The sequence below is a fragment of the Alteromonas sp. ABH2_165 genome (genome assembly GCF_056159945.1).
This window is the reverse complement of record NZ_JBSWWF010000001.1, coordinates 915,836-936,470: the sequence shown is the minus strand read 5'-3', so window position 1 is coordinate 936,470 and position 20,635 is coordinate 915,836. Positions and strand designations below refer to the sequence as shown.

Below are 20,635 nucleotides of genomic sequence, written 5' to 3'. Positions count from 1 at the left end.
ACAGCAAAGTTTCGCACGTTAGTTCTCTTAATTTTTTCTGTAAACAAATTTAAATATTGTAAATCATAGATTTACAGAAGATTTTAATCCTGACCAATTGGACAACATTTTGGCATCTAACGTGCTACGTCATGTTCGGCATTTGTAAGCCGCCCGTCAGAGGCAGTTAACTTAAAACAGAGGAAAATCATGAAACACACCCAATTTGCGGTATCGCCGTTAACCAGAGCCATTGTATTTGGTCTGGCACTGGCACCAGCTTCTGCCTTCGCACAGGAAGCTACCCCTCCTAGCGACGAAGACGTCGAAAAAATCGAAGTTACGGGGTCACTAGGCAGCTTACCGGGTCAGGATGTTGAAGCCGTATTTGGTTTTGGTAAATCTATCCTGGAAACACCACGTTCTGCATCCACTATCTCCGATGAGCAAATGGAACGTTTTAACGTATCTGATATTGACGAGCTGGTGGCATTTGCGCCTGGTACATTCACTCAGTCTTTCTTTGGCGTAGCCGGTTCTTTGGATATTCGTGGTAATCCTGGTGAAGCTTACTTCCGTGGCGTTAAGCGCCTTGATAACCCAGGTAACTACCCAACACCAATCGGTGCTTCAAGCCGCATCGATATTGTTCGTGGTCCGGCATCGCCGATTTATGGCCCGGCAAAAATTGGTGGTTATCTGAACTTCAATCCTAAGTCGGCTGCGGTTGGTCGCGGTAAATACATTGACGAACCAACAGGTGCAATGTCTTACACCATGGGTAGCTGGGATAAAAGCGTACTGACCGCTGAAGTTGGCGGACCTGCAACCCTGGCAGGTAAAGACATGGGTTACTACCTGTACGGTGAAATCGAGAACTCCGATAGCTACTACGATAACACCCAAACTGACCAAACCATTGTCCAGGCTGCATTCGATGTAGACGTAAGCGATAACATCAATGTTCAGTTTGGTGGTATGTACCACGACTATGCAGGTAACCAGGTTGCTGGCTGGAACCGACTGACACAAGATCTCATCGACAATGGCACTTATATCACCGGTACCGCGAAAAACATCGATACCGATGGCGATGGCTCTATTTCTCACCAGGAATATGATGCGGTTGAAGGGTTAATTAACCCATTCATCTTCCCGAGCCCTGCAGGCATGACGGCGGCTGACTTCGATGATTTGATGCAACTGGATAACCCTGGTACTGCGCAGCTTTCTGGAAATCAGGTTCTGGTTGCTGCTGATGACCGCCTGGAAAACGAAGTAACCACGCTTTATTTCGACGTGATCTATTACTCAGATGCTAACTGGGAAGTTAAAAACCAGTTGTTCTATGAAGCGTATGAGAACATCAACGAAAACGCCTATGGTTTTTCACAGTTCCACGATAGCTGGGTTGTAGAAGACAAACTGGTATTCAGTGCAGATTACGAGTTCGATTCATTGTACGCTCAGGTACAGGTTTCGCCTTCCCTGCGTTACACCGACTTTGAACACGGCGACGATTTCCACCATGAATTCTTCGACCGTCGCGATCTGACCATGCCATCAACGGCGCTGGACAGACGTTTACTGTCTACCCGCACCGATTCCGACTATACCGATTACTACATCGGTAACTACCTCGATTTAGGTTTCGCGGTAATGACCGATTTAACCTGGGATTGGGGTCTTAATGTTGTCCTTGGTGCACGTTACGACAGTGTCGACCTGGAAAGCCGTATTCCTGTAGACAAATTGCTGTTCGGTAACGGTTCTAACTCGTTTATCAGCTTGTCTGAAGACGGCCAGTCGATTCTTGGATTTGGTGGCGAAGGCGACGTGACTGCGCCGGTTCAGGCATCAAACACACTGGATGGCACATCATGGAATGCGAGTATTTCCTATAACACGCCATTTGGTTTGATTCCTTACGTGACCGTTGCCGACCAGACAACCCTGGTTGCCGGTCAAGGCGCTGAGATCTGGACATCGAACATCGAGTCTGGTGCGGCCATGGATACCTCTGAATTGGTTGAATATGGTGTGAAAGGTTCATTCCTTGAAGATACCCTGTACTTCGCGCTGTCTATTTACGAGCAGGAACGTACCGACCTCAACTCTCAGATGGTGATCACAAACAACACCACTAAAACAGAAGGTACTGAGTTTGAGCTGCGTTGGGTAGTAAACGAAAGCCTGGTTGTCACCGCCGGTTACTCTAATACCGAAGTGACCAACATCACGGCATTGGATAACGGCTTCCAATTTGGTTTCCTCGGTGCTGAAGACTTCCCTGATCTGGAAGATCCTTCTGCTATCTACGGTGGTTTACCAATTGGTAACTTCGCTGTAGGCGCTGGCAGCAGCAACCCTGGCGCAATCAAGGCGGGCGTGCCTGAGAACATTTACTCTTTGACAGCCACCTATGATTTCCAGAACGGTTTCGCCAGCAGCGTTAGCGTAATTGATGCTGACTCCACCAAATCTGGTTTCTCTGGTGCGGTAACGCTTCCAGCGTACACGCTGGTTAACGCCGGTATTTCATATCAGTCAGAAAATTTCGATGTTAACTTAACAGTGAAAAACCTGACAGATGAGCGCTATTTCCGTGCAAACTTCCCTGACCTCTTCGGTGGCCAGATAGTACTGCCTGAACTGCCTCGTCACTTCAACATCAAGTTTGGCTATAAGTTCTAAGGCCCTTGTTGTTATTCTATACGGCATGCAATCGCATGCCGTTTTTATTTCAGGAGAGTATTTTGAAGCAATTGTTATTGGGTTTGGCGGGTCTTTTCCTGTTGCAGGCATCGCCTTTCAGTCATGCAGCAAACGCCCCATTAAAAGTGAAAGCCGTTGTTGTTACGATGTTTGAAATTGGCGAAGATGAAGGCGATAAAGCCGGTGAATTTCAAATGTGGAAGGAACGCTACGGCCTTGATACACACTATCCGTTTCCGCAATCTTTTCATGACATCTACGCTAACGAAGATAAAGGCGTGCTTGCCATTGTTACAGGCATGGGCACGGCACGGGCATCCTCTGCCATCATGGCGCTGGGACTCGATCCTCGCTTCGATTTAACGCAAGCCTACTGGCTGGTAGCCGGTATTGCGGGCATGGATCCCCAAGACGGCACCATTGGTTCCGCCGTTTGGACCCGTCACCTGGTCGACGGCGACCTTGCACACGAAATTGATGCGCGGGAAATACCAGAAAGCTGGCCTACCGGCTACTTCCCACTGTTCGCTAATGGTCCGCAAACCGATGCAGGCCGCCCTGCTGTTAACGGCGAAATGTACAAACTGAATACTGACTTAAGTGAGTGGGCGTACAACCTCACCAAATCGCTGAAGTTGATGAATACCGACGCCATGGATGAACTGCGCGCTCGCTACAAAAATTATCCTAATGCGCAAAGCATGCCCAAAGTCATGATTGGCGATCACCTTGCGGCTTCCACGTTCTGGCACGGCAAGCTGCTGAACGACTGGGCCAATGACTGGGTATCGCTGTGGACCAAAGGTGAAGGTAACTTTATGACTTCTGGCATGGAAGACACTGGCAGCTATCAATCGATGATTTATCTCGATCGTGCAGGAAAAGCAGACAAAAATCGCTTTATGGTGCTTCGAACGGCAAGTAACTTTACTATGCAGCCAGAAGGCCTTACCGCTGCTGAAAATCTGGCGATGGAGCGTGAAAACGGTGGATACGCTGCCATGGTACCGTCGTTAGAAGCGGCTTATCTTGTTGGTAGTACGGTAGTAAACGAGTTGATTAAAAATTGGGATAAATACCAGACCCAGACACCGGAGTAACCGGGTCGCTACTGACCACAGATACCATACTAAAACGCCGCTGAAAGACAGCACTTTCAGCGGCGTTTTTTAACGTTGTGGCAGAGATATTATCAACATCGACTTACGCAGCGGGCGGATTCAGCCCTCAGACGTGTTTACACGCGACAGCATCCACCTTTTCAATCCACTTTTGTTTTTCTTCATCAGACAGGAAACTCGCGGTAAAACTGTTTTTCGCCAGTTGTCGACACTGTGATTCCGTCATTCCTAAAGCAACATCCAGCGCTTCAAAATTTTCATTCAAAAATCCGCCGAAATACGTTGGATCGTCAGAATTCACCGTAACCAACAAACCTGCATCCAGCAGCTTGAGGATATTGTGCTGGGTCATATCGTCTATCACGCACAGCTTTAAGTTGCTCAGCGGGCACACAGTAAGCGGGATTTGACGATGCTTAATTAATTCCATGAGCTCTTCATCTTCCTGACACCGAACACCATGGTCGATTCGATCTACACTTAACAGATTAATAGCCTGCCAAATGTAATCGGGCGGCCCTTCTTCACCTGCATGAGCAACCACCTTAAACCCTAAGTTTCTGGCTTCCGCAAATACACGCTCGAATTTTTCTGGTGGGTGTCCCAATTCAGAACTGTCTAACCCGACGGCATCAATAACATCGTACCAGGGCTCGGCGTCCTGTAGGGTTTGTAGGGCCTGCGCTTCACTTAAATGGCGTAGGAATGACATGATAAGTTTCACACTTATTCCGTACTCACTCTCAGCAACCTGAATCGCTTTTAAAAACCCTTTCATAAACGTAGAAAACGGTACGCCTCGATCTGTATGGGTTTGCGGATCGAACATGATTTCTGTGTGAACCACATTTTCCTGATGGCACCGCTGTAAATAAGCCATCATCAATTGATAAAAATCGTCTTCGTCGCGAAGGACGTCCGCGCCGGCATAATACAAATCTAAAAAACTCTGTAAGTCAGAAAAGTTGTAGGCCTTTTCAATTTCCTCAACGGAATGATACGGCAGCGAAATACGATGTTTTTGCGCCAGCTCCCACATGAGCTGTGGCGACAATGAGCCTTCGATATGAAGATGTAGTTCGGCTTTTGGTAAAGCACTTATCAGATGTTTTAGCGACATAACACTGTTTCCTCGTCGCGGACCCAACCTGACATGGATTAATTCCGCATAGCCTCGTAATGAAGGCGTGTTTGTTATCTATTTCTCTTGCACCAAAATAACACAAAGCGCATCACATTGTGCTTCTTAATGGTGAGACTGGGGACTTTACATGCCTTTTTTGCCCCGAAATTTGTTACAATCTCGCGCAACAAGTTGATGAAATTTATCAAGGTTTTCTTGTGAACACTTAATATTATTCAGTGAAATCAACAGGCCGAACTTCATCAGCTGATACAGAGCTGAAAAGAAAGCATAATTTAAACCATTTTTGACTAAATGGTCAGGAATTTGCACAACCAGCCGCAGTAATAACGATAAAAATCAGAGAAATCTCATGACAAGCACATTTCTGGACAGGCTGTTCAAATTACAGTCCCATGGAACTACCGTTAAAACGGAAGTGATTGCCGGCTTAACCACCTTTGCCGCCATGTCTTATATTCTGGTAGTCAACCCTGGCATCCTCGGACTCAGCGGCATGCCCGTTGCCGGACTCATCACCGTCACCGCCCTTGCCGCTTGCTTAGGCAGTTTATTGATGGCTGCGATGACGAATTACCCCATCGCACTCGCGCCCGGTATGGGCCTCAACGCATTTTTTACTTTCAGTATTTGTATGGGTCGGGAAGTCCCCTGGGAGGCTGCGCTGGGTATTGTATTCTGGAACGGCATCTTGTTTTTGTTGCTTACGCTTACCGGTGTGCGAACCAAGGTCGCTGAAGCCGTTCCTCCTTCACTGAAGGTGGGTGTGCAATGCGGCATCGGTTTGTTCATTGCCTTTATCGGCTTAAAAAATGCGGGCCTGGTCGTCGATAACCCCGCAACGTTTGTGAGCCTGGGCGATTTATCCGATCCCGCAGTCATGCTAGCGTTCGCCGGTATTTTGCTCACCATTGTAGTGGTAATGCGAAACATTACTGGCGGCATCTTACTGTCGATTGTCATTTTGTCGATTATTGGTGCATTTATTCCAACGGAGAATGGTTATCTTACCACCCATCCTGATGCTATTTTTGGTATGCCCGATCCTATCGATGACACTTTTTTTGCAATGGATATCTGGTATCCCATCGAACAATTTAATGAGACCTGGGATCTGATTTTTGCGCTGATGTTCGTAAACATGTTCGACACCATTGGTACATTAATAGGCGTTTCGCGTCGTGCCAACCTGCTCGACAAAGAAGACAAGCTTCCGAAAATTGGGCCCGCAATGACCGCTGACGCGTCTGCCAGTGTCGTTGGTGCAGCGCTCGGCACCTCACCGGTAACCAGTTACGTTGAGTCTGCTGCTGGGGTATCCGCAGGCGGTCGCACGGGTTTGACAGCGGTAGTTACCGCGCTGTGTTTTGTACTGGCCTTGTTTCTTACACCATTAATGAAAGTGATTCCGTTAATGGCCACAACACCAGCGCTGATCATGGTGGGTATTTTGATGATGGATTCTATTCGCCAGCTGGATTTTGACGATTTAGGCGCGTTGGCAACAGCATCGGTGGCCTTGTTAGCCATGCCTTTAACGTTCAGTATTTCTGAAGGTATCGCCCTTGGTTTTATCACTTATGTAGTCACCATGGCTGGCAGTGGCCGGGCTAAGCAAGTGAGTAAAATTACTTGGGCATTGGCGTTGGTTTTCCTGCTGCGTTACATCTTCGACCTCAAGTAGCCGCCAACCATACGAACCTAATAAAAAGGCCTCAATGTGAGGCCTTTGGTTTATCTGTTACATAAACGACGCATGTCATGCATTCCACTTACGCTATTTTAAAGCGGAAAATGCGCTTTCCAATGTAAAGCAATTTCCTCTCGGGTAGCCAACCAAACTTTGTCATGGCTTTGCACATATTCAATAAAACGTTTCAGTGCGGCCAGTCGAGCTGGACGGCCTATAATTCGGCAGTGCAAGCCAATCGACAGCATCTTAGGGGCCGTCGCGCCTTCCTCATAAAGCACATCAAACGCGTCTTTCAAATACTGAAAGAACTGTTCCCCGCTATTGAAGCCCTGAGGGGTAGCAAACCGCATGTCATTGGTATCCAGCGTGTAGGGCACCATGAGTAACGGCTGCCCATTCTGGGTGTCGTAATACGGCAAATCATCTGCGTAGGAATCGGCGCAGTAAAGAATATCATCCCGTTCAGCAATGAGCTTCAGTGTATTCGGGCTGGTGCGGCCGGTATACCAACCTGCAGGTTTTTTTCCGGTGAGCTTTTGATGCAATTTAACAGCGTCTTCGATTTGTTGCCGCTCGGTGTCGATATCCATATCCTGAAAATGAATCCAGCGCATGGCATGGCTGGCAATTTCCCAGTCGGCCTCTATCATGGCTTTTAGCGCTTCAGGGTGGCGTTCCATCGCCATGGTCACGCCAAACACCGTGACCGGTATATTTTTCTCGGTAAGTAAGCGATGCAATCGCCAAAAGCCCGCACGACTGCCATATTCGTACAACGATTCCATGCTGAGATGGCGATCAGGATAAGGTTGTGCGCCAACAATTTCAGAAAGAAAAATCTCTGAATGGGTATCGCCGTGCAACACGCAATTTTCGCCACCTTCTTCGTAGTTCACTACAAATTGCAGGGCAATACGTGCATTTCCCGGCCATTTCGGATTGGGCGGGTTTGCGCCATAACCAATTAAATCCCGGGGGTAACGGGTCGCCTCTTCACTCATCGTGTTTCAATCCTGTATTTTTCGGGTACGTCCAAGCCGCAGCCATTTAATGTCAGCGTAACCAGGTGTTTTGTTGCTTCTGCGAAATCTGCTTTTTTCATCTTTGCGCCGCGAAGTCGCGTAATTTGAATAGAAAAATCCGCATAATGCTGCGTACTTGCCCAAATATTGAAAAGCAGGTAATGCGGATCGATAGGCTGCATTTTTCCTGACGAGATCCAGCTATTGATAATAGAAACTCGACCTTTCATCCACTCGCTGTGCTCTTCATCGAAGTAGTTATTCAGGTTCGGCGCACCATTAATGATTTCCATAGCAAAAATTTTAGAGGCTAAGGGATTGGTTCGAGATAACTCCATTTTTTCAGCGATGTAGTCGGCTAACATCTCGGCCGGATCATCATTTACCGTGGCGCGGTCGAAACTGGAGTTCCACAGCGTCATGGTTTCCTTTAATACTGCGAGATAGAGTTCTTGCTTTGTTTTGAAGTAATACAGCACATTGGTTTTGGGCAAACCGGCCTGATCTGCGACTTGTTGTACAGATGTGCCTTTGAAGCCTTGTGCTGCAAATGCTTTTTCGGCGGCAGTGAGGATAATTGCACGATTTCGGGCTCCTACACTGGCATCCACTTTAGTTGCTTGACTCATGACAACTTACGATTCCTGTTAATTCGGTCAAACCTGACTATTCAGTCATAGTGCCACAGTTACCAGATTTGATGGGATTTTTTTACGCCTGATCGGGCCACAGGCCGCAAACCCCGCTGTGCACAAATCTTGCAGTACTCTAGACCAAATGGTCAGACTAGCTATTAGGTCCAGTTCTAACGTCGGCAAATCCAAAAAATTGCGTGTCGGCGCATCATTAAAGTGCACTTTATGGTGCAATTGCACCGTAATGAAACGTAATGCTAGATATGACCTTTTTTTACCATAAATATTTGACCAAATGGTCTACTTTTAATTATAAAATGCAGATATAGTAATGCGTTCAAGCGATTTTAAAAATACATGGAGTTCGGTATGGTCCGTTTTCTGTTGAACAATGAACCTGTCGAACTACAGGTCAACGACCCAAATATGACTGTGTTGCGTTTCTTAAGGGAACGTCAGCGTAAAACCGGTACTAAAGAAGGGTGCGCTGCTGGTGATTGCGGTGCCTGCACAGTGGTTGTTGCAGCACCAAACGATGAAGGGAACTCACTGTCCTACACTACGATAAATAGCTGTATTGCTCTGCTCTCGTCTTTGCAGGGTAAACAACTTATCACTGTTGAGGATCTTGCCGACAAACAAGCACTGCACCCGGTTCAGGCCTCAATGGTCGAGCATCATGGTTCCCAGTGCGGCTTCTGTACGCCGGGTTTCGTTATGTCAGCATTCGCCCTTTATCACAATGCGAGTAACCCTCATCGGGAAGAGGTCGTTGATGCCCTTTCGGGTAACCTTTGCCGGTGTACGGGCTATCGGCCCATTATTGATGCTGCGCTATCGGCGTGTGCAGATAAAACCGACGACAAATTTGATGCCCAACAATCGCAAACATTGGAAAAGCTGGCTGCGTTAGCGCAGCAAAGCACTCCGGCGGTTAACGCAAAATTACTCATGCCTGCTACCCGCGTAGCCCTAAAAGCCGCCATTGCTGCAAACCCTGATGCACCTCTCGTGGCCGGCAGCACCGATCTGGCATTAGAAATTACGCAGAAGAATATCCATTTCGAATGCCTGATTAGTCTTTCGCAAATGGCAGCGCTTAAAACCATTGCTTCCGATGACCAGGGCATTCATATCGGTGCCGCGGTGCCGCTAAGCCAGGCAATGGAAACTCTCATTCAGTTTTATCCATCACTGAAGGAATTGTTCACCCGGTTTGCATCGCTGCCAGTGCGTAATCAAGCGACCTTGGGCGGCAACGTGGCTAACGCCTCGCCTATCGGGGATACGCCACCGCTGTTGCTAGCATTAAACGCGCAAATCATTGTCGATGATGGCAACGCCGAGCGCATGATTGCTGCGAAGGATTTTTTCCTCGGTTACCGGAAAACTGCGCTCAAAGCAGGCGAATGGATTAACCGAGTCACTTTCCCATTGCCCGTAGCCAACCAGCATTTAGCCGCCTATAAAATTTCTAAGCGCATGGAAGATGATATTTCTGCGGTACTGGCGGTTTTTAACGTTGTAATTGAAGATGGTGTGGTATCGAAGGTAAGCACAGGCTTTGGTGGAGTGGCAGCCACCCCTGTACATTGTGCGCCGTTAGAACAGGCGTTAACCAACCAAAACTGGCAGGACGCTGCATGCAAGACAACCGGTAAGCAAATTCTCACCGACGCGTTCAGCCCCATCGATGATGTTCGCGCAACCGCCGCCTACCGAAAACAGGTTTTAGGGAATTTGTGGCATCGATTCTGGCTAGAAAACCAAGCTAACAACGCTATTGAAACACGGGTGGTGACCCATGCGTAAACTTGTCCAAACCTTACCCGGTATCGACCATCCAACCCGTCAGCAAAATAGTCCCCTTGGGAAAGATAAGTCACACGAAAGTGCGGTTCGTCAGGTTAGCGGGCAAGCGCGTTATGTCGACGATATGCCAGAACCCGCCAATATTGGCTATGTCGCGCTTGGCACGAGCGAATGTGCTGCCGGTAGGATTGTATCTATCAATCTTGACGCTGTGCGCGACAGTGACGGGGTTATTGACGTTATCACCATCCGCGACATTCCCGGTCATACCGATATCGCGCCCGTTTTTGATGGCGACCCGATACTGGCTGATGAAGAGATTTTGTTTTATAGCCAGCCTGTTTATGCGGTATTGGCAAGCACCACGGAACAAGCACGCTCAGCAGCTGCAAAAGGTGTTATTACGGTTAGCGATGGCTCTCCTACCCTCACTGTCGGTGACGCATTGGCGAAGCAGTCCTTTGTGCGTCCTACCCATGTTATTGGCAATGAAAGTGCCATTAAAACGGTTAGCGGGGCAGCTCATCAGCTATCAGGTTCTTTATTTGTTGGCGGTCAGGAACACATGTATCTCGAAGGTCAGGTGTCCATGGCGATTCCTGAAGAAGAAGATCGCATGATGATTTACACCTCAAGCCAGCACCCCAGCGAAGTACAGAAACTGGTGGCAGAGGTATTAGGTACAAAGCTACACCGCGTTACCGTTGACATGCGACGCATGGGAGGCGGCTTTGGCGGTAAAGAAAGCCAGGCAGCGCAATGGGCCTGTATTGCCGCCGTTTTGGCGCAACGTAATGGTTTGGCAGTGAAGTGTCGTTTGCCCCGCTCTTTAGATATGTCGGTCACCGGCAAGCGTCACCCATTTGAAAATAACTGGCGAATTGGGTTTGATGAAAACGGCATAATTCAGGGCGCAGACATCACCGTAAACGGAAACTGTGGCTACAGTGCAGATTTATCTGACGCCATTGTCGATCGCGCCATGTTTCATGTGGATAACGGTTATTTTCTTGGCGACAGCCATGTTGTCGGCCACCGTCTAAAAACGTCCTATGTTTCTCACACAGCTTACCGCGGATTCGGTGGCCCTCAGGGCATGATCGTCGCGGAAGCCATGATGGACGGCATCGCCCGTAAGCTAGGCGAAGATCCACTGACCATCCGTAAGCGCAATTTATACGGAGAAACCACCGGCAATACTACCCCTTATGGCATGGATGTGGGTTTTAATCTGCTACCCGACATGATCAGTAAATTAGAGGCCAGCGCGGATTACTGGCAGCGCCGTGAAGCGATAACCGCCTTCAATAAATCCAGCCCTGTCATCAAAAAAGGCTTAGCGATGACACCGGTTAAATTTGGCATTTCGTTTACTGCCAAACACCTTAACCAGGCCGGTGCATTAGTTCATATTTATACCGACGGCAGTATTCAGGTGAATCACGGTGGCACAGAAATGGGTCAGGGTTTGCATACGAAAATCGCCCAAATTGCCGCCCATGAATTCGGTGTCGATACTGCTGACATCGAAGTTACCTCTACCCGCACAGACAAGGTGCCTAATACCTCGCCCACAGCCGCATCTTCGGGCACCGACTTGAACGGTAAAGCCGTACAAAATGCCTGTATTACGTTGAAAGAACGTTTAATTGACTTCTGGGCGGCGGAGTGTGGCGTGTCGCCAGAAGGCGCGAAGTTCGAAAATTATCAGCTGACCATTGGCGAACACACTATCGACTTCCCAGCGCTGATCCAAGCGGCGTATCTGGGACGCATTTCACTGTCGAGCACTGGTTACTATCGAACGCCGAAAATCTACTACGACCGTGAAACCGGCACCGGCCGCCCCTTCTTTTACTTCGCTTATGGCGTTGCGGCCTCAGAGGTGTCAATAGATACCCTCACAGGGGAATACAAAGTAGAAAAGGTGGATATTCTGCACGATGTAGGAGCCAGTCTTAATCCGGCTATTGATGTTGGCCAGATTGAGGGCGGCTTTATACAGGGCATGGGTTGGCTCACCAGTGAAGAACTGAAGTGGGACGGCCACGGCCGTCTTACCTCCAACAACATGGCTACCTATAAAATTCCTGCTATTGGCGATACCCCTGCAGAGATGAACGTGAACCTGTATCGTCGCCCCAACGATGAAGACAGCATTTACCACTCTAAAGCGGTGGGTGAACCCCCATTCATGCTGGCGATATCGGTATGGTGTGCACTTAAAGATGCGATTGCCAGCCTCGATGACTACCAAACCGATCCTTATCTGCCTACCCCTGCCACGCCTGAGAAAGTGCTGGATGCAGTCATGGCGATGCAGGCAAAGAGCGGGAGTGATGCAGCGTGATGCGCCCTCGTACGTGGTTTGATGCCATTGGTTATTGCCATCAACATAGCGAAGCCTATGTATTAGTTACCGTGCTTAGCGCGGCGGGCTCCGTCCCTCGGGAACAAGGCGCTAAAATGGTGATCACCGGTGACAGTCAATACGACACTATCGGCGGCGGTCATCTGGAGTTTGATGTGGTGAACAAAGCTCGCGCTTTCCTTGCAGAAGGCAATACGTCTCAGCATATCGAATCATATCCGCTTTCCAGCAAGCTGGGGCAGTGTTGCGGCGGCGCAGTAAAGGTGCTGTTTGAAATTAAAACCAGTCACTGCCAAACGCTGGCAATTTTTGGTGCTGGCCATGTGGCGCAAGCACTGGTACCCATTCTTGCGCAATTGCCACTAAGCATTCGATGGATTGATAGCCGTGATGCGGTTTTCAGTGCGATAAATATTCCGCAGGGTGTGTCCACGATTGTCGATGAACAGCCGCAAGGAGAACTGGCCTTGTTGCCAGCAAACAGCTGGGTGCTTATTCTCACCCACGACCACCAACTTGATTTTACATTGGCAGAAACCGCTCTAAAAGCGGGACGGTTTCCTTACGTCGGCATGATTGGTTCAGATACAAAAGCCAAGCGCTTTCGTACCCGTCTTGCCCATCGCGGCTTCGATGATGCCGCTCAGCAGCCGCTGGTGACGCCGGTGGGCAATCTGTCTATTCCCGGCAAGAAGCCTATAGAAGTGGCTGTTTCGATCAGCGCTCAAATTATTGCGCGTTTAAACACCCCGGACGAAGCAATTAACCGAACCATTACCAAGGACACCGCGATAGTATGAACGTGAAAGCACTCAACGCCCTGCCCTGGCAAGATGCAAAAAGCTGGTTTACCCAAACCTGTGCCGCTCAGCGCTGGGCCACCATGATGACCGACGACCGGCCCTATAAAAATGAGGAAAAGATACTCAGCCACGCTAACCGTGTTTGGTCAAGAATGGATAAAAACGACTACCTGGAAGCTTTCACCGCCCACCCGATGATTGGCGATTTGGACAGCTTGCGGAGCAAATTTGCCAATACGCGCACATTGGCCGCGGGTGAACAGTCTGGCACCGCTGAAGCCAGTGAAGCCACGCTCCTTGCCTTACGTGAGAAAAATCTGGCTTACCGTGAAAAACATGGTTTTATTTTTATTATCTGCGCTACCGGATTATCAGCAGAAACCATGCTGAAAGCACTGGAGACGCGTTTAAGTAATACCACCGCGCAAGAAATGGAAAACGCTGCAGCAGAGCAAATAAAAATCACCTGTTTACGTATTTCCAAAGCAATGAATTCGGAAGGATAACTATGATTTCTTTATCCAGTCATGTACTCGACACCACATCCGGTAAACCGGCCAGTGCATTACCGCTCACACTTACCTTCCCAGATGGCACCACCGCAGAAGGTAAAACAGACGACGATGGCCGCTGCAAAACCTGGGGCGACGTGAGTTTTACGGCGGGCACCTATCAACTTCGATTCCACTGTGAAGCTTATCTTCTTGCTCATCATGGAGACAGTTTCTACCCCTTTGTCGATATTACTTTTGTGATGACCGAAGACGGCGGCCACTATCATGTGCCACTGTTGATATCTCCATTTGGCTTTAGCAGTTACCGGGGTAGTTAGTGAGCGAACCGTTGCAACATAAGATAATCCTTTTCCGGGCCAAAATACTGCATTTCCCGCAAGCTACCGACACCCCTCAACAGGATTTACAATGCTACGCCGATGGTGGTCTGGCCGTTCAGGGCGAGAAAATTCTCGCTATCGGTAATTTTGGTGACATCCGCGATGATTACCCTGAAGCCGTAATCCACGATCATAAGCATCGCTGGATCATGCCAGGACTCATTGACAGTCACCTGCACTTTCCGCAAACCGAGATGTTAGCGTGCTACGGCGAGCAGTTGTTAAGTTGGCTTGAAAATTACACCTTTCCCACCGAAAAGAAATTCAGCGATAGGGAATATGCCGCAGCCATGGCAGAGGTGTTTTTGCGTCAGCTTTTTAAAAATGGCACCACCACGGGATTAGTGTACCCCACCGTACACGCCGAGTCGGTTGACGCATTGTTCGAAGCGGCTAGCAACAAGAACATGGCCATAGTTACTGGTAAAGTGTGTATGGATCAGCATTGTCCAGACGGACTCATCGATACGCCTGAAACCTCCTACGCCGACAGCAAGGCGCTCATTGAAAGATGGCACGGAAAGGGCCGCAACCTTTATGCTATTACGCCTCGTTTTGCGCCAACTAGCAGTCGCGAACAATTGACTGCTCTGGGGAAATTGGCGAATGAACACCCGGACGTATTCATTCAAACCCACCTAAGTGAAAATCAAAAAGAAATCGACTGGGTGAAGCAATTGTTTCCCGAACGGGATGGTTACCTGGATGTATACGACCACTATGGTCTGGTGAGGGAACGTGCGGTATTTGGTCACTGTGTTCACCTTACCGATAGCGAATGGCAACGCATGGCTGACGCCAAGGCGACGATTGCGTTTTGTCCCACTTCAAACTTGTTCCTAGGCAGTGGCTTGTTTGATATGAATAAAGCTCGCACGCTTAAAGTGCCGGTTACACTGGCCACCGATGTCGGTGCGGGCACCACCTTCAATATGTTTCGTACTTATGGTGAAGGCTACAAAGTGTGTCAACTGCAACAAACTGCGCTGTCGCCCATTGAAGGCTTGTACCTAATGACGCAGGGCGCAGCCCATGCGCACAAACTTAGCGCCGAAATTGGTAACCTGAATCCCGGCACCTTCGCTGATTTTATTATTGTAGAGCCAGCCTTTGACGAACTCACCGAACACCGCCTGAATAACCGTGATACAGCCGAAGAAATGCTGTTTGCACTGAGTATGCTGGGTGACGATCGTACCATTGTGGAAACCTGGATTGCCGGGTCACCCCAATACAAAAAACAGGAGATTTAAACCATGCAGGGACTCGACTGGCTCTCGCTATTCGTACGCTGGTTTCACGTAATCGCCGGTGTCGCCTGGATTGGCGCATCATTTTATTTTATCTGGCTGGATAACAGCCTGCGTACACCGCCAGAGTGGAAACAGAAGAAAGGCATTAAAGGCGACTTATGGGCCATACATGGTGGCGGTTTCTACGAGGTCGCTAAATACGCCTACGGCCCTGAAACCATGCCCACCACGCTGCACTGGTTTAAATGGGAGGCGTACACCACCTGGTTAAGCGGCTTCGCACTATTGATTATTGTTTATTATTTCGGCGCATCCGCTTATCTCATTGATCCTTCAGTAAATGCACTTACACCACTAAGTGCAATTTTGTCTGGCCTCGGCGTAATTTTTGGTGGCCTGGCGATTTATGAATTAGCCTGTAGAAGCCCATTGGCGAAATCCCCGAAGGCCTTTGCAATCTTTTTAATTTCCCTACTCTGCTTTACCAGTTGGTTAACCAGCACATTATTCAGTGGCCGGGGCGCGTACATTCACGTGGGGGCACTGGTAGGCACCATCATGGTTGCGAATGTGTTTCTGAACATTATGCCGAATCAACGAAAGATGGTTGCTGCTGTTGCCAATAAAGGTGATATTGACCCCGCCTGGGGCGCAAGCGCTAAGCTGCGTTCAGTGCACAACAATTACCTTACGCTGCCATTGCTGTTCATCATGATAAGCAACCATTACCCGATGACCTACCAACATCCCCAAAACTGGTTGGTACTGATTGCGATTATGGCGCTATCTGCCTGGATACGTCACTTTTTCAACCTCAAACACCAGGATGTTAAAAAGCCTTCTATCTTAATTACTGGCGCTATCGGTATGTTGTTGTTAGCCATCTGGGTATCGATGCCTGTCACAACAAGCACGGCCAAAAGCCCGATAAGCCCGACGGCACAATCATCGCAGGAAAACACTTCGGATACGCTTCATCAGGATGGCAATGCACAAATCGTGTCGCTCATTGATAAACACTGCACAAGTTGCCATTCTTCGACACCTACAGACGATATATTTAAAGTGGCTCCCCTCGGTGTGAAGTTCGATAACTGGGCGGACATTCAGCGTTACGCACCACAGATATATCAACGTGCTGCGGTAACCAAAGATATGCCGTTTTTAAACAAAACCGGCATGACAGAAGAAGAGCGTCAGGCCATCGCAAACTGGTATCATCAAAGCACGAAAAAATAAAAAATGGTTTACCGGTGCAAAAGGCAGTTAGACGTTTATGTACCGGTAATTTTCTGTCTCAATTCATAAATGTTAAAAATAAATTAAAATAAAAGTATACATTTAAATTAAACCAGCGTACTCTTGTCTTGCTTTAGAAAAAGCGGCTTTATCTACTACTGTTCGATGCACCTCCTTTTCCTCTTTAATATATTTTCAAGATGAACTCGATTTAACATTGGCTCTAATGGTTAATGGTTTGTCTTAATTTCTATGGTATTTCCGATGAGACTTTTCATCACTAAAATAAATTAAAGGTATTAAATATGTCTAATTCAGTAAACGGTACAGTAAAGTGGTTCAACGAAGATAAAGGTTTCGGTTTTATCACTCCAGAAGACGGTGGCAAGGACGTATTCGTTCACTTCCGCTCTATCGTGTCAGAAGGTTATAAGTCTCTTTCTGAAGGCCAGCAGGTAGCATTTGTTATTGAGCAAGGCCAGAAAGGACCTCAGGCGAGCAACGTAGTTCCTGCGTAATCGACCTATGGAAAAGGGCCGCCCGGTCCTTTTCTAAAATATATTCTCCAGAAATGTTTTTTAGGGCAATTCAGCCCTCCACAGAAAGCTAAAACTCTCCCTTTCGTTTGAAAGAACCTTCGCTGTAGTAAATTTAAGTTCTCTTTACAATCTTATATTTCTTCTAGGTAGTTATTCTATGTATTAGATAACGTTAAAAATACCTGGAACCAACCTAACGATGATATTCAAACGACAGGCGCCTGCTGTAAAGGCCTGACAAGGGTGGTAGGGTAATTTTACAATTTTCTTGTATCTGACTCGGGTAACGTTAAAAACCACCTGATACCGGCTTTTAGATTGAAATTTATTATGATGTTTTACCCTGCTCTCAGCGTTTCCCTTCTTAGTTTAGCTATTGCAGGTTGTACTGCACCGCATTTCAGACCAGAAATCAGTAGCAGTGCACTCTCAAATGGTGGTGTGGTCTATTTTTCTACAGGCTCGGTGCAGGAGTGCACGGTTCATAATGTTTACTTAGCTCTTAAAGAGCTGAATGCTGAACAGAGCCTCAATAATGCAAAATCGCAATTCCTGGTTACGAACCGGTTTATAGAAAAGGACTTCCCGGAGTCTCGCGGTTTACTGCAGCTTATTGCGTTGCCGTCAGGAAGCTACAACTTCTGGTTCGAACAGCGTCATCCCTCACTCGACATAGATTACCCTCAAAGCCTGTCGTCATTTAACGTTTCCAGTGGCGATGTAAAATATCTGGGTGAAATCCTAGTCGACGGCTGTCTTGATTTCGTCGTTACCGTCAATAATAAATACGAACGCGATACAGCTGAACTTCGCAAATATTATCCTGACATAGCTCAGTCACAAATTACCTATTCACTGTTAAACACTAATACAAAAAACTAAAAACCCATACCATCATCAGACGGTATGGGTCATGGTTTAATTAAACAAAAATGGGGCCGCTGTTTCTATCTGAAACGCTTAGCGAATTTCTTGCCTCAAAAAAGTTTATTAATCATGATTAGAACGTGTAATTTGCAGACACCAAGTAGCTGCGACCAGGTTCATTGAAGGTATTTGCACCTGCGCTGGAAGCCTGTGTACCTTCACGGCGAACGTCAGTATTGATGAAATTCTTCACCGATAAATTGAAGCTCAGATTTTCGTTGAACTGGTACACCGCATTTAAGTTTGCGACGGTGTAAGCATCGCGGTCTTCACCGGTAATAGCCTGACCAGAATTCTGACTGAGTTCCGGGCTTTCCGTTTTACCGTAGTGTTGACCACTCAATACCAGCTGGATTTGTTCCGTAGCTTGCCAGGTAAGCATGGCATTAACGGTATAATCAGGCACGATCGAAAGCGGTACCCCGGTTTCTTTGTCTTTGGTTTCTAGCATAACCGTAAGGTTGGTAGACCATTGAATACTGTCGGTAAGGTTAAACTGCAGGTTACCTTCCAAACCCCGTATCACGGCTTCTGGAATGTTGTACCACTGGAAAACCTGCACATTTGATTCACCGCCCTCTTCGCTAGGTAATACATATTCAGGCGCCACATTACCTGTTCCAATACGATTTTTGTAATCGTTGTGGAAGTAAGTGATACCTGCGTTAACGCCGTCTTCGTTGGTATAGTTAATACCAATTTCTTTGTTCACCGATGTTTCGTGTTCAAGATCTGGGTTACCAATGATATGACAACCACCACCAATGCTTGGGAAGTCTAATGGGCAGCCACCGCCTCGGGTGTAATACACGTAGTTTGGATTAAGCTGATACAGATTAGGGGCTTTAAATGCACGGCTGATACCACCTTGAACAACGATGTTCTTTGTTGCCTGCCAGGATGCATTCAAGCTGGGTGACAAATTAGTGCCCGCTTCACTGTGGTTGTCAAAACGTACGCCTGGCGTCAGCGTTACTGTCTCGGAAAGCAAAATGTTGTCTTCAACATAAACACCAATCAATGTGGCATCCGTTTCTGACGGACGACTTTCAGGATCGGCATTCGCCCCTGGGATCTCGCTTTCATCGGCTACGTTTAATGTAAGCTGATTACTCACGGCATCGTCCAGGGTCTCACCGCGAAATTCAGCACCAAATGTGGCTGTTTGAGCGAACCCACCCAGTTCAAGGGGTACGTTCCACTCTGTCTTAGCAGTAATGTTAGACAGTTTTATGGTGGTTTTATCCAAACTGTTGATGGCACCTTCACCACCGCCAGCTGAACCTTCCCCTAAACGGCTGTTTGTAGTGCCTTCATATTGAATGTAGCTGAACGAATCCCCGAAATCATACTGACCGGTATGCGTAATACCTAGCGTGCGGCGGTACATCACCAGCGTTTCTTCCCCAATCAGGGCCAGCGCATCCGTTTCGCTAAGCTCATCTTCCGTGGGAATAATTGGATTATCATTTTCATCCACACTGTAGCGAATTCCCTGAAACGCGTTATCCCCTGCATATTCGTTACCTTGACGACTAAAAGCTGCCTCGAAATCCCAGCGATGTTCCTGACTTTGTTGAAAGCGTACAAGGGTACGGAAGTCGATATTTTCCACACCTTCGCGGCCTGCACCAACGGCTTTTGCTTCACCACCCCGCCCCGACGTGGTATCGGTAACGTCCAGGTTTAACTGCGGATCATCCGCTTCCTGCTTGTTATAGTTCACAATGGTGCGGTGAGAAAAGCGGTCAGACAGTGGTGCGCTGCTAACCAGATTGATGCGATGGTTCCCGCCTTCATAGTCGTTTTGTGGAATTTCTGTTTGCAGAGACACCGTTGTAGAAGCAACTTCTGGCGACTTGGTGATAATGTTAATCACACCACCTGACGCCCCTGAACCATAGCGCGCCGCCGCAGGGCCACGAATTACTTCGATGCTTTCAATGGCTTCAGGCGGCACCCAGTTACTGTCTCCGCGTGTATTTCGTTCACCTGAACGCCCCATTTTCACTGAGTTACGGGATAACACTGGCTTACCGTCAATCAAAATCAAGGTGTTTTCCGGGCCCATTCCGCGAATATCAATCTGACGTTTATTGCCGTATTGGCCTGAAGATGAGTTACCTGTCAGGTTAATACCTGGCATGGTACGCACAATTTCAGAGATATCATTGGTGACTGGACGGCGTTTGAAATCTTCTTCTGTTATAACAGACACACCTTGCGCTTGCTTCAGCTCTTCTGAAGCGGCTTTAACAACGGTGACATCTAGCGTTTCTGCCTCTTCTTGTGCAAGTGCCGAGACTGAAAATAGTGAGGTAATAGCAGCAGACACTGCCGTGCAGACAAACTTCCGGTTTGTTCTAAACATGCGAGATTCCTATTTAAGTATGTTTACTTTATGAGAATGATAATAGTTCTTATTTTTATTGTGTTGCGCATTATACTTAAGTCGCATCTTGAATCCACCCTTCAAAAGAAATTCTT

General features: G+C 47.8%; 16 protein-coding genes. 12 read left to right on the top strand and 4 right to left on the bottom strand.

Translation table 11 applies throughout. The features are described 5' to 3' along the window. Positions 1–189 precede the first annotated feature (189 nt). Both ACXAFQ_RS04140 and ACXAFQ_RS04135 read left to right on the top strand, forming a co-directional pair. Positions 190–2,673 carry a TonB-dependent siderophore receptor gene (locus tag ACXAFQ_RS04140; protein WP_474818292.1) on the top strand — a complete coding sequence of 828 codons (2,484 nt, stop codon included), beginning with the start codon at positions 190–192 and terminating at the stop codon, positions 2,671–2,673. Positions 2,674–2,735: 62 nt separating this feature from the next. Then, positions 2,736–3,794, top strand: coding sequence for a purine nucleoside permease (locus ACXAFQ_RS04135; protein ID WP_474818291.1), 1,059 nt, complete (start codon positions 2,736–2,738; stop codon positions 3,792–3,794). Between the two features lie 127 nt (positions 3,795–3,921). Here the strand turns inward: ACXAFQ_RS04135 and ACXAFQ_RS04130 are convergent, their stop codons facing one another. Beyond that, positions 3,922–4,935 carry an adenosine deaminase gene (locus ACXAFQ_RS04130; RefSeq protein ID WP_474818290.1) on the bottom strand — a complete coding sequence of 338 codons (1,014 nt, stop codon included), beginning with the start codon at positions 4,933–4,935 and terminating at the stop codon, positions 3,922–3,924. A 376-nt stretch (positions 4,936–5,311) separates the two neighbouring features. Here ACXAFQ_RS04130 and ACXAFQ_RS04125 point away from each other — a divergent pair, with 376 nt between their 5' ends. Then, a complete protein-coding gene (locus tag ACXAFQ_RS04125) occupies positions 5,312–6,643 on the top strand; it encodes an NCS2 family permease (RefSeq protein WP_474818289.1) in 1,332 nt (443 codons plus the stop codon). Positions 6,644–6,741: 98 nt separating this feature from the next. Here ACXAFQ_RS04125 and puuE read toward each other — a convergent pair whose 3' ends face one another. Together puuE and ACXAFQ_RS04115 are read right to left on the bottom strand one after the other, a co-directional pair. After that, the gene (gene puuE / locus ACXAFQ_RS04120; RefSeq protein ID WP_474818288.1) at positions 6,742–7,653 is read right to left on the bottom strand and encodes an allantoinase PuuE; all 912 of its coding nucleotides are present in this window, start codon (positions 7,651–7,653) and stop codon (positions 6,742–6,744) included. Further along, on the bottom strand, positions 7,650–8,303 hold the full coding sequence (locus ACXAFQ_RS04115; RefSeq protein ID WP_474818286.1) for a TetR family transcriptional regulator C-terminal domain-containing protein: 654 nt from the start codon (positions 8,301–8,303) through the stop codon (positions 7,650–7,652). Before ACXAFQ_RS04115 ends, puuE begins: the two co-directional genes overlap by 4 nt. Positions 8,304–8,678: 375 nt before the next feature. Between ACXAFQ_RS04115 and xdhA the strand changes: the two genes are divergently transcribed. The 9 genes from xdhA (at position 8,679) to ACXAFQ_RS04070 (ending at position 18,103) form a co-directional block, all read left to right on the top strand. Then, on the top strand, positions 8,679–10,121 hold the full coding sequence (gene xdhA, locus ACXAFQ_RS04110) for a xanthine dehydrogenase small subunit (RefSeq protein WP_474818285.1): 1,443 nt from the start codon (positions 8,679–8,681) through the stop codon (positions 10,119–10,121). After that, the gene (gene xdhB, locus ACXAFQ_RS04105) at positions 10,114–12,471 is read left to right on the top strand and encodes a xanthine dehydrogenase molybdopterin binding subunit (RefSeq protein ID WP_474818284.1); all 2,358 of its coding nucleotides are present in this window, start codon (positions 10,114–10,116) and stop codon (positions 12,469–12,471) included. Before xdhA ends, xdhB begins: the two co-directional genes overlap by 8 nt. Then, positions 12,471–13,292, top strand: coding sequence for a xanthine dehydrogenase accessory protein XdhC (gene xdhC, locus ACXAFQ_RS04100; protein WP_474818283.1), 822 nt, complete (start codon positions 12,471–12,473; stop codon positions 13,290–13,292). The genes xdhB and xdhC overlap by 1 nt, the downstream gene beginning before the upstream one ends. Next, positions 13,289–13,801, top strand: a complete 513-nt coding sequence (uraD, locus tag ACXAFQ_RS04095; protein WP_474818282.1) for a 2-oxo-4-hydroxy-4-carboxy-5-ureidoimidazoline decarboxylase — start codon at positions 13,289–13,291, stop codon at positions 13,799–13,801. The genes xdhC and uraD overlap by 4 nt, the downstream gene beginning before the upstream one ends. Positions 13,802–13,803: 2 nt before the next feature. Further along, a complete protein-coding gene (gene uraH, locus ACXAFQ_RS04090) occupies positions 13,804–14,127 on the top strand; it encodes a hydroxyisourate hydrolase (protein WP_474818281.1) in 324 nt (107 codons plus the stop codon). Then, positions 14,127–15,443, top strand: a complete 1,317-nt coding sequence (gene guaD, locus ACXAFQ_RS04085) for a guanine deaminase (RefSeq protein WP_474818279.1) — start codon at positions 14,127–14,129, stop codon at positions 15,441–15,443. The genes uraH and guaD overlap by 1 nt, the downstream gene beginning before the upstream one ends. 3 nt (positions 15,444–15,446) lie before the next feature. Then, entirely contained in the window at positions 15,447–16,682 is a 1,236-nt protein-coding gene (locus ACXAFQ_RS04080; RefSeq protein WP_474818278.1) for a urate hydroxylase PuuD, read from the top strand. A 305-nt stretch (positions 16,683–16,987) separates the two neighbouring features. Next, on the top strand, positions 16,988–17,200 hold the full coding sequence (cspE, locus tag ACXAFQ_RS04075; RefSeq protein ID WP_474818277.1) for a transcription antiterminator/RNA stability regulator CspE: 213 nt from the start codon (positions 16,988–16,990) through the stop codon (positions 17,198–17,200). A 339-nt stretch (positions 17,201–17,539) separates the two neighbouring features. Further along, positions 17,540–18,103, top strand: coding sequence for a hypothetical protein (locus ACXAFQ_RS04070; protein WP_474818276.1), 564 nt, complete (start codon positions 17,540–17,542; stop codon positions 18,101–18,103). A gap of 118 nt (positions 18,104–18,221) precedes the next feature. Here ACXAFQ_RS04070 and ACXAFQ_RS04065 read toward each other — a convergent pair whose 3' ends face one another. Then, a complete protein-coding gene (locus tag ACXAFQ_RS04065; protein WP_474818275.1) occupies positions 18,222–20,519 on the bottom strand; it encodes a FepA family TonB-dependent siderophore receptor in 2,298 nt (765 codons plus the stop codon). Positions 20,520–20,635 lie beyond the last annotated feature (116 nt).

Bases quoted from the DNA above. Each gene is read 5' to 3' on its own strand.
- ACXAFQ_RS04140 (WP_474818292.1), top strand. From the start codon at position 190: ATGAAACACACCCAATTTGCGGTATCGCCGTTAACCAGAGCCATTGTA.
- ACXAFQ_RS04130 (WP_474818290.1), bottom strand. From the start codon at position 4,935: ATGTCGCTAAAACATCTGATAAGTGCTTTACCAAAAGCCGAACTACAT.
- ACXAFQ_RS04125 (WP_474818289.1), top strand. From the start codon at position 5,312: ATGACAAGCACATTTCTGGACAGGCTGTTCAAATTACAGTCCCATGGA.
- puuE (WP_474818288.1), bottom strand. From the start codon at position 7,653: ATGAGTGAAGAGGCGACCCGTTACCCCCGGGATTTAATTGGTTATGGC.
- ACXAFQ_RS04115 (WP_474818286.1), bottom strand. From the start codon at position 8,303: ATGAGTCAAGCAACTAAAGTGGATGCCAGTGTAGGAGCCCGAAATCGT.
- xdhA (WP_474818285.1), top strand. From the start codon at position 8,679: ATGGTCCGTTTTCTGTTGAACAATGAACCTGTCGAACTACAGGTCAAC.
- xdhB (WP_474818284.1), top strand. From the start codon at position 10,114: ATGCGTAAACTTGTCCAAACCTTACCCGGTATCGACCATCCAACCCGT.
- xdhC (WP_474818283.1), top strand. From the start codon at position 12,471: ATGCGCCCTCGTACGTGGTTTGATGCCATTGGTTATTGCCATCAACAT.
- uraD (WP_474818282.1), top strand. From the start codon at position 13,289: ATGAACGTGAAAGCACTCAACGCCCTGCCCTGGCAAGATGCAAAAAGC.
- uraH (WP_474818281.1), top strand. From the start codon at position 13,804: ATGATTTCTTTATCCAGTCATGTACTCGACACCACATCCGGTAAACCG.
- ACXAFQ_RS04080 (WP_474818278.1), top strand. From the start codon at position 15,447: ATGCAGGGACTCGACTGGCTCTCGCTATTCGTACGCTGGTTTCACGTA.
- cspE (WP_474818277.1), top strand. From the start codon at position 16,988: ATGTCTAATTCAGTAAACGGTACAGTAAAGTGGTTCAACGAAGATAAA.
- ACXAFQ_RS04065 (WP_474818275.1), bottom strand. From the start codon at position 20,519: ATGTTTAGAACAAACCGGAAGTTTGTCTGCACGGCAGTGTCTGCTGCT.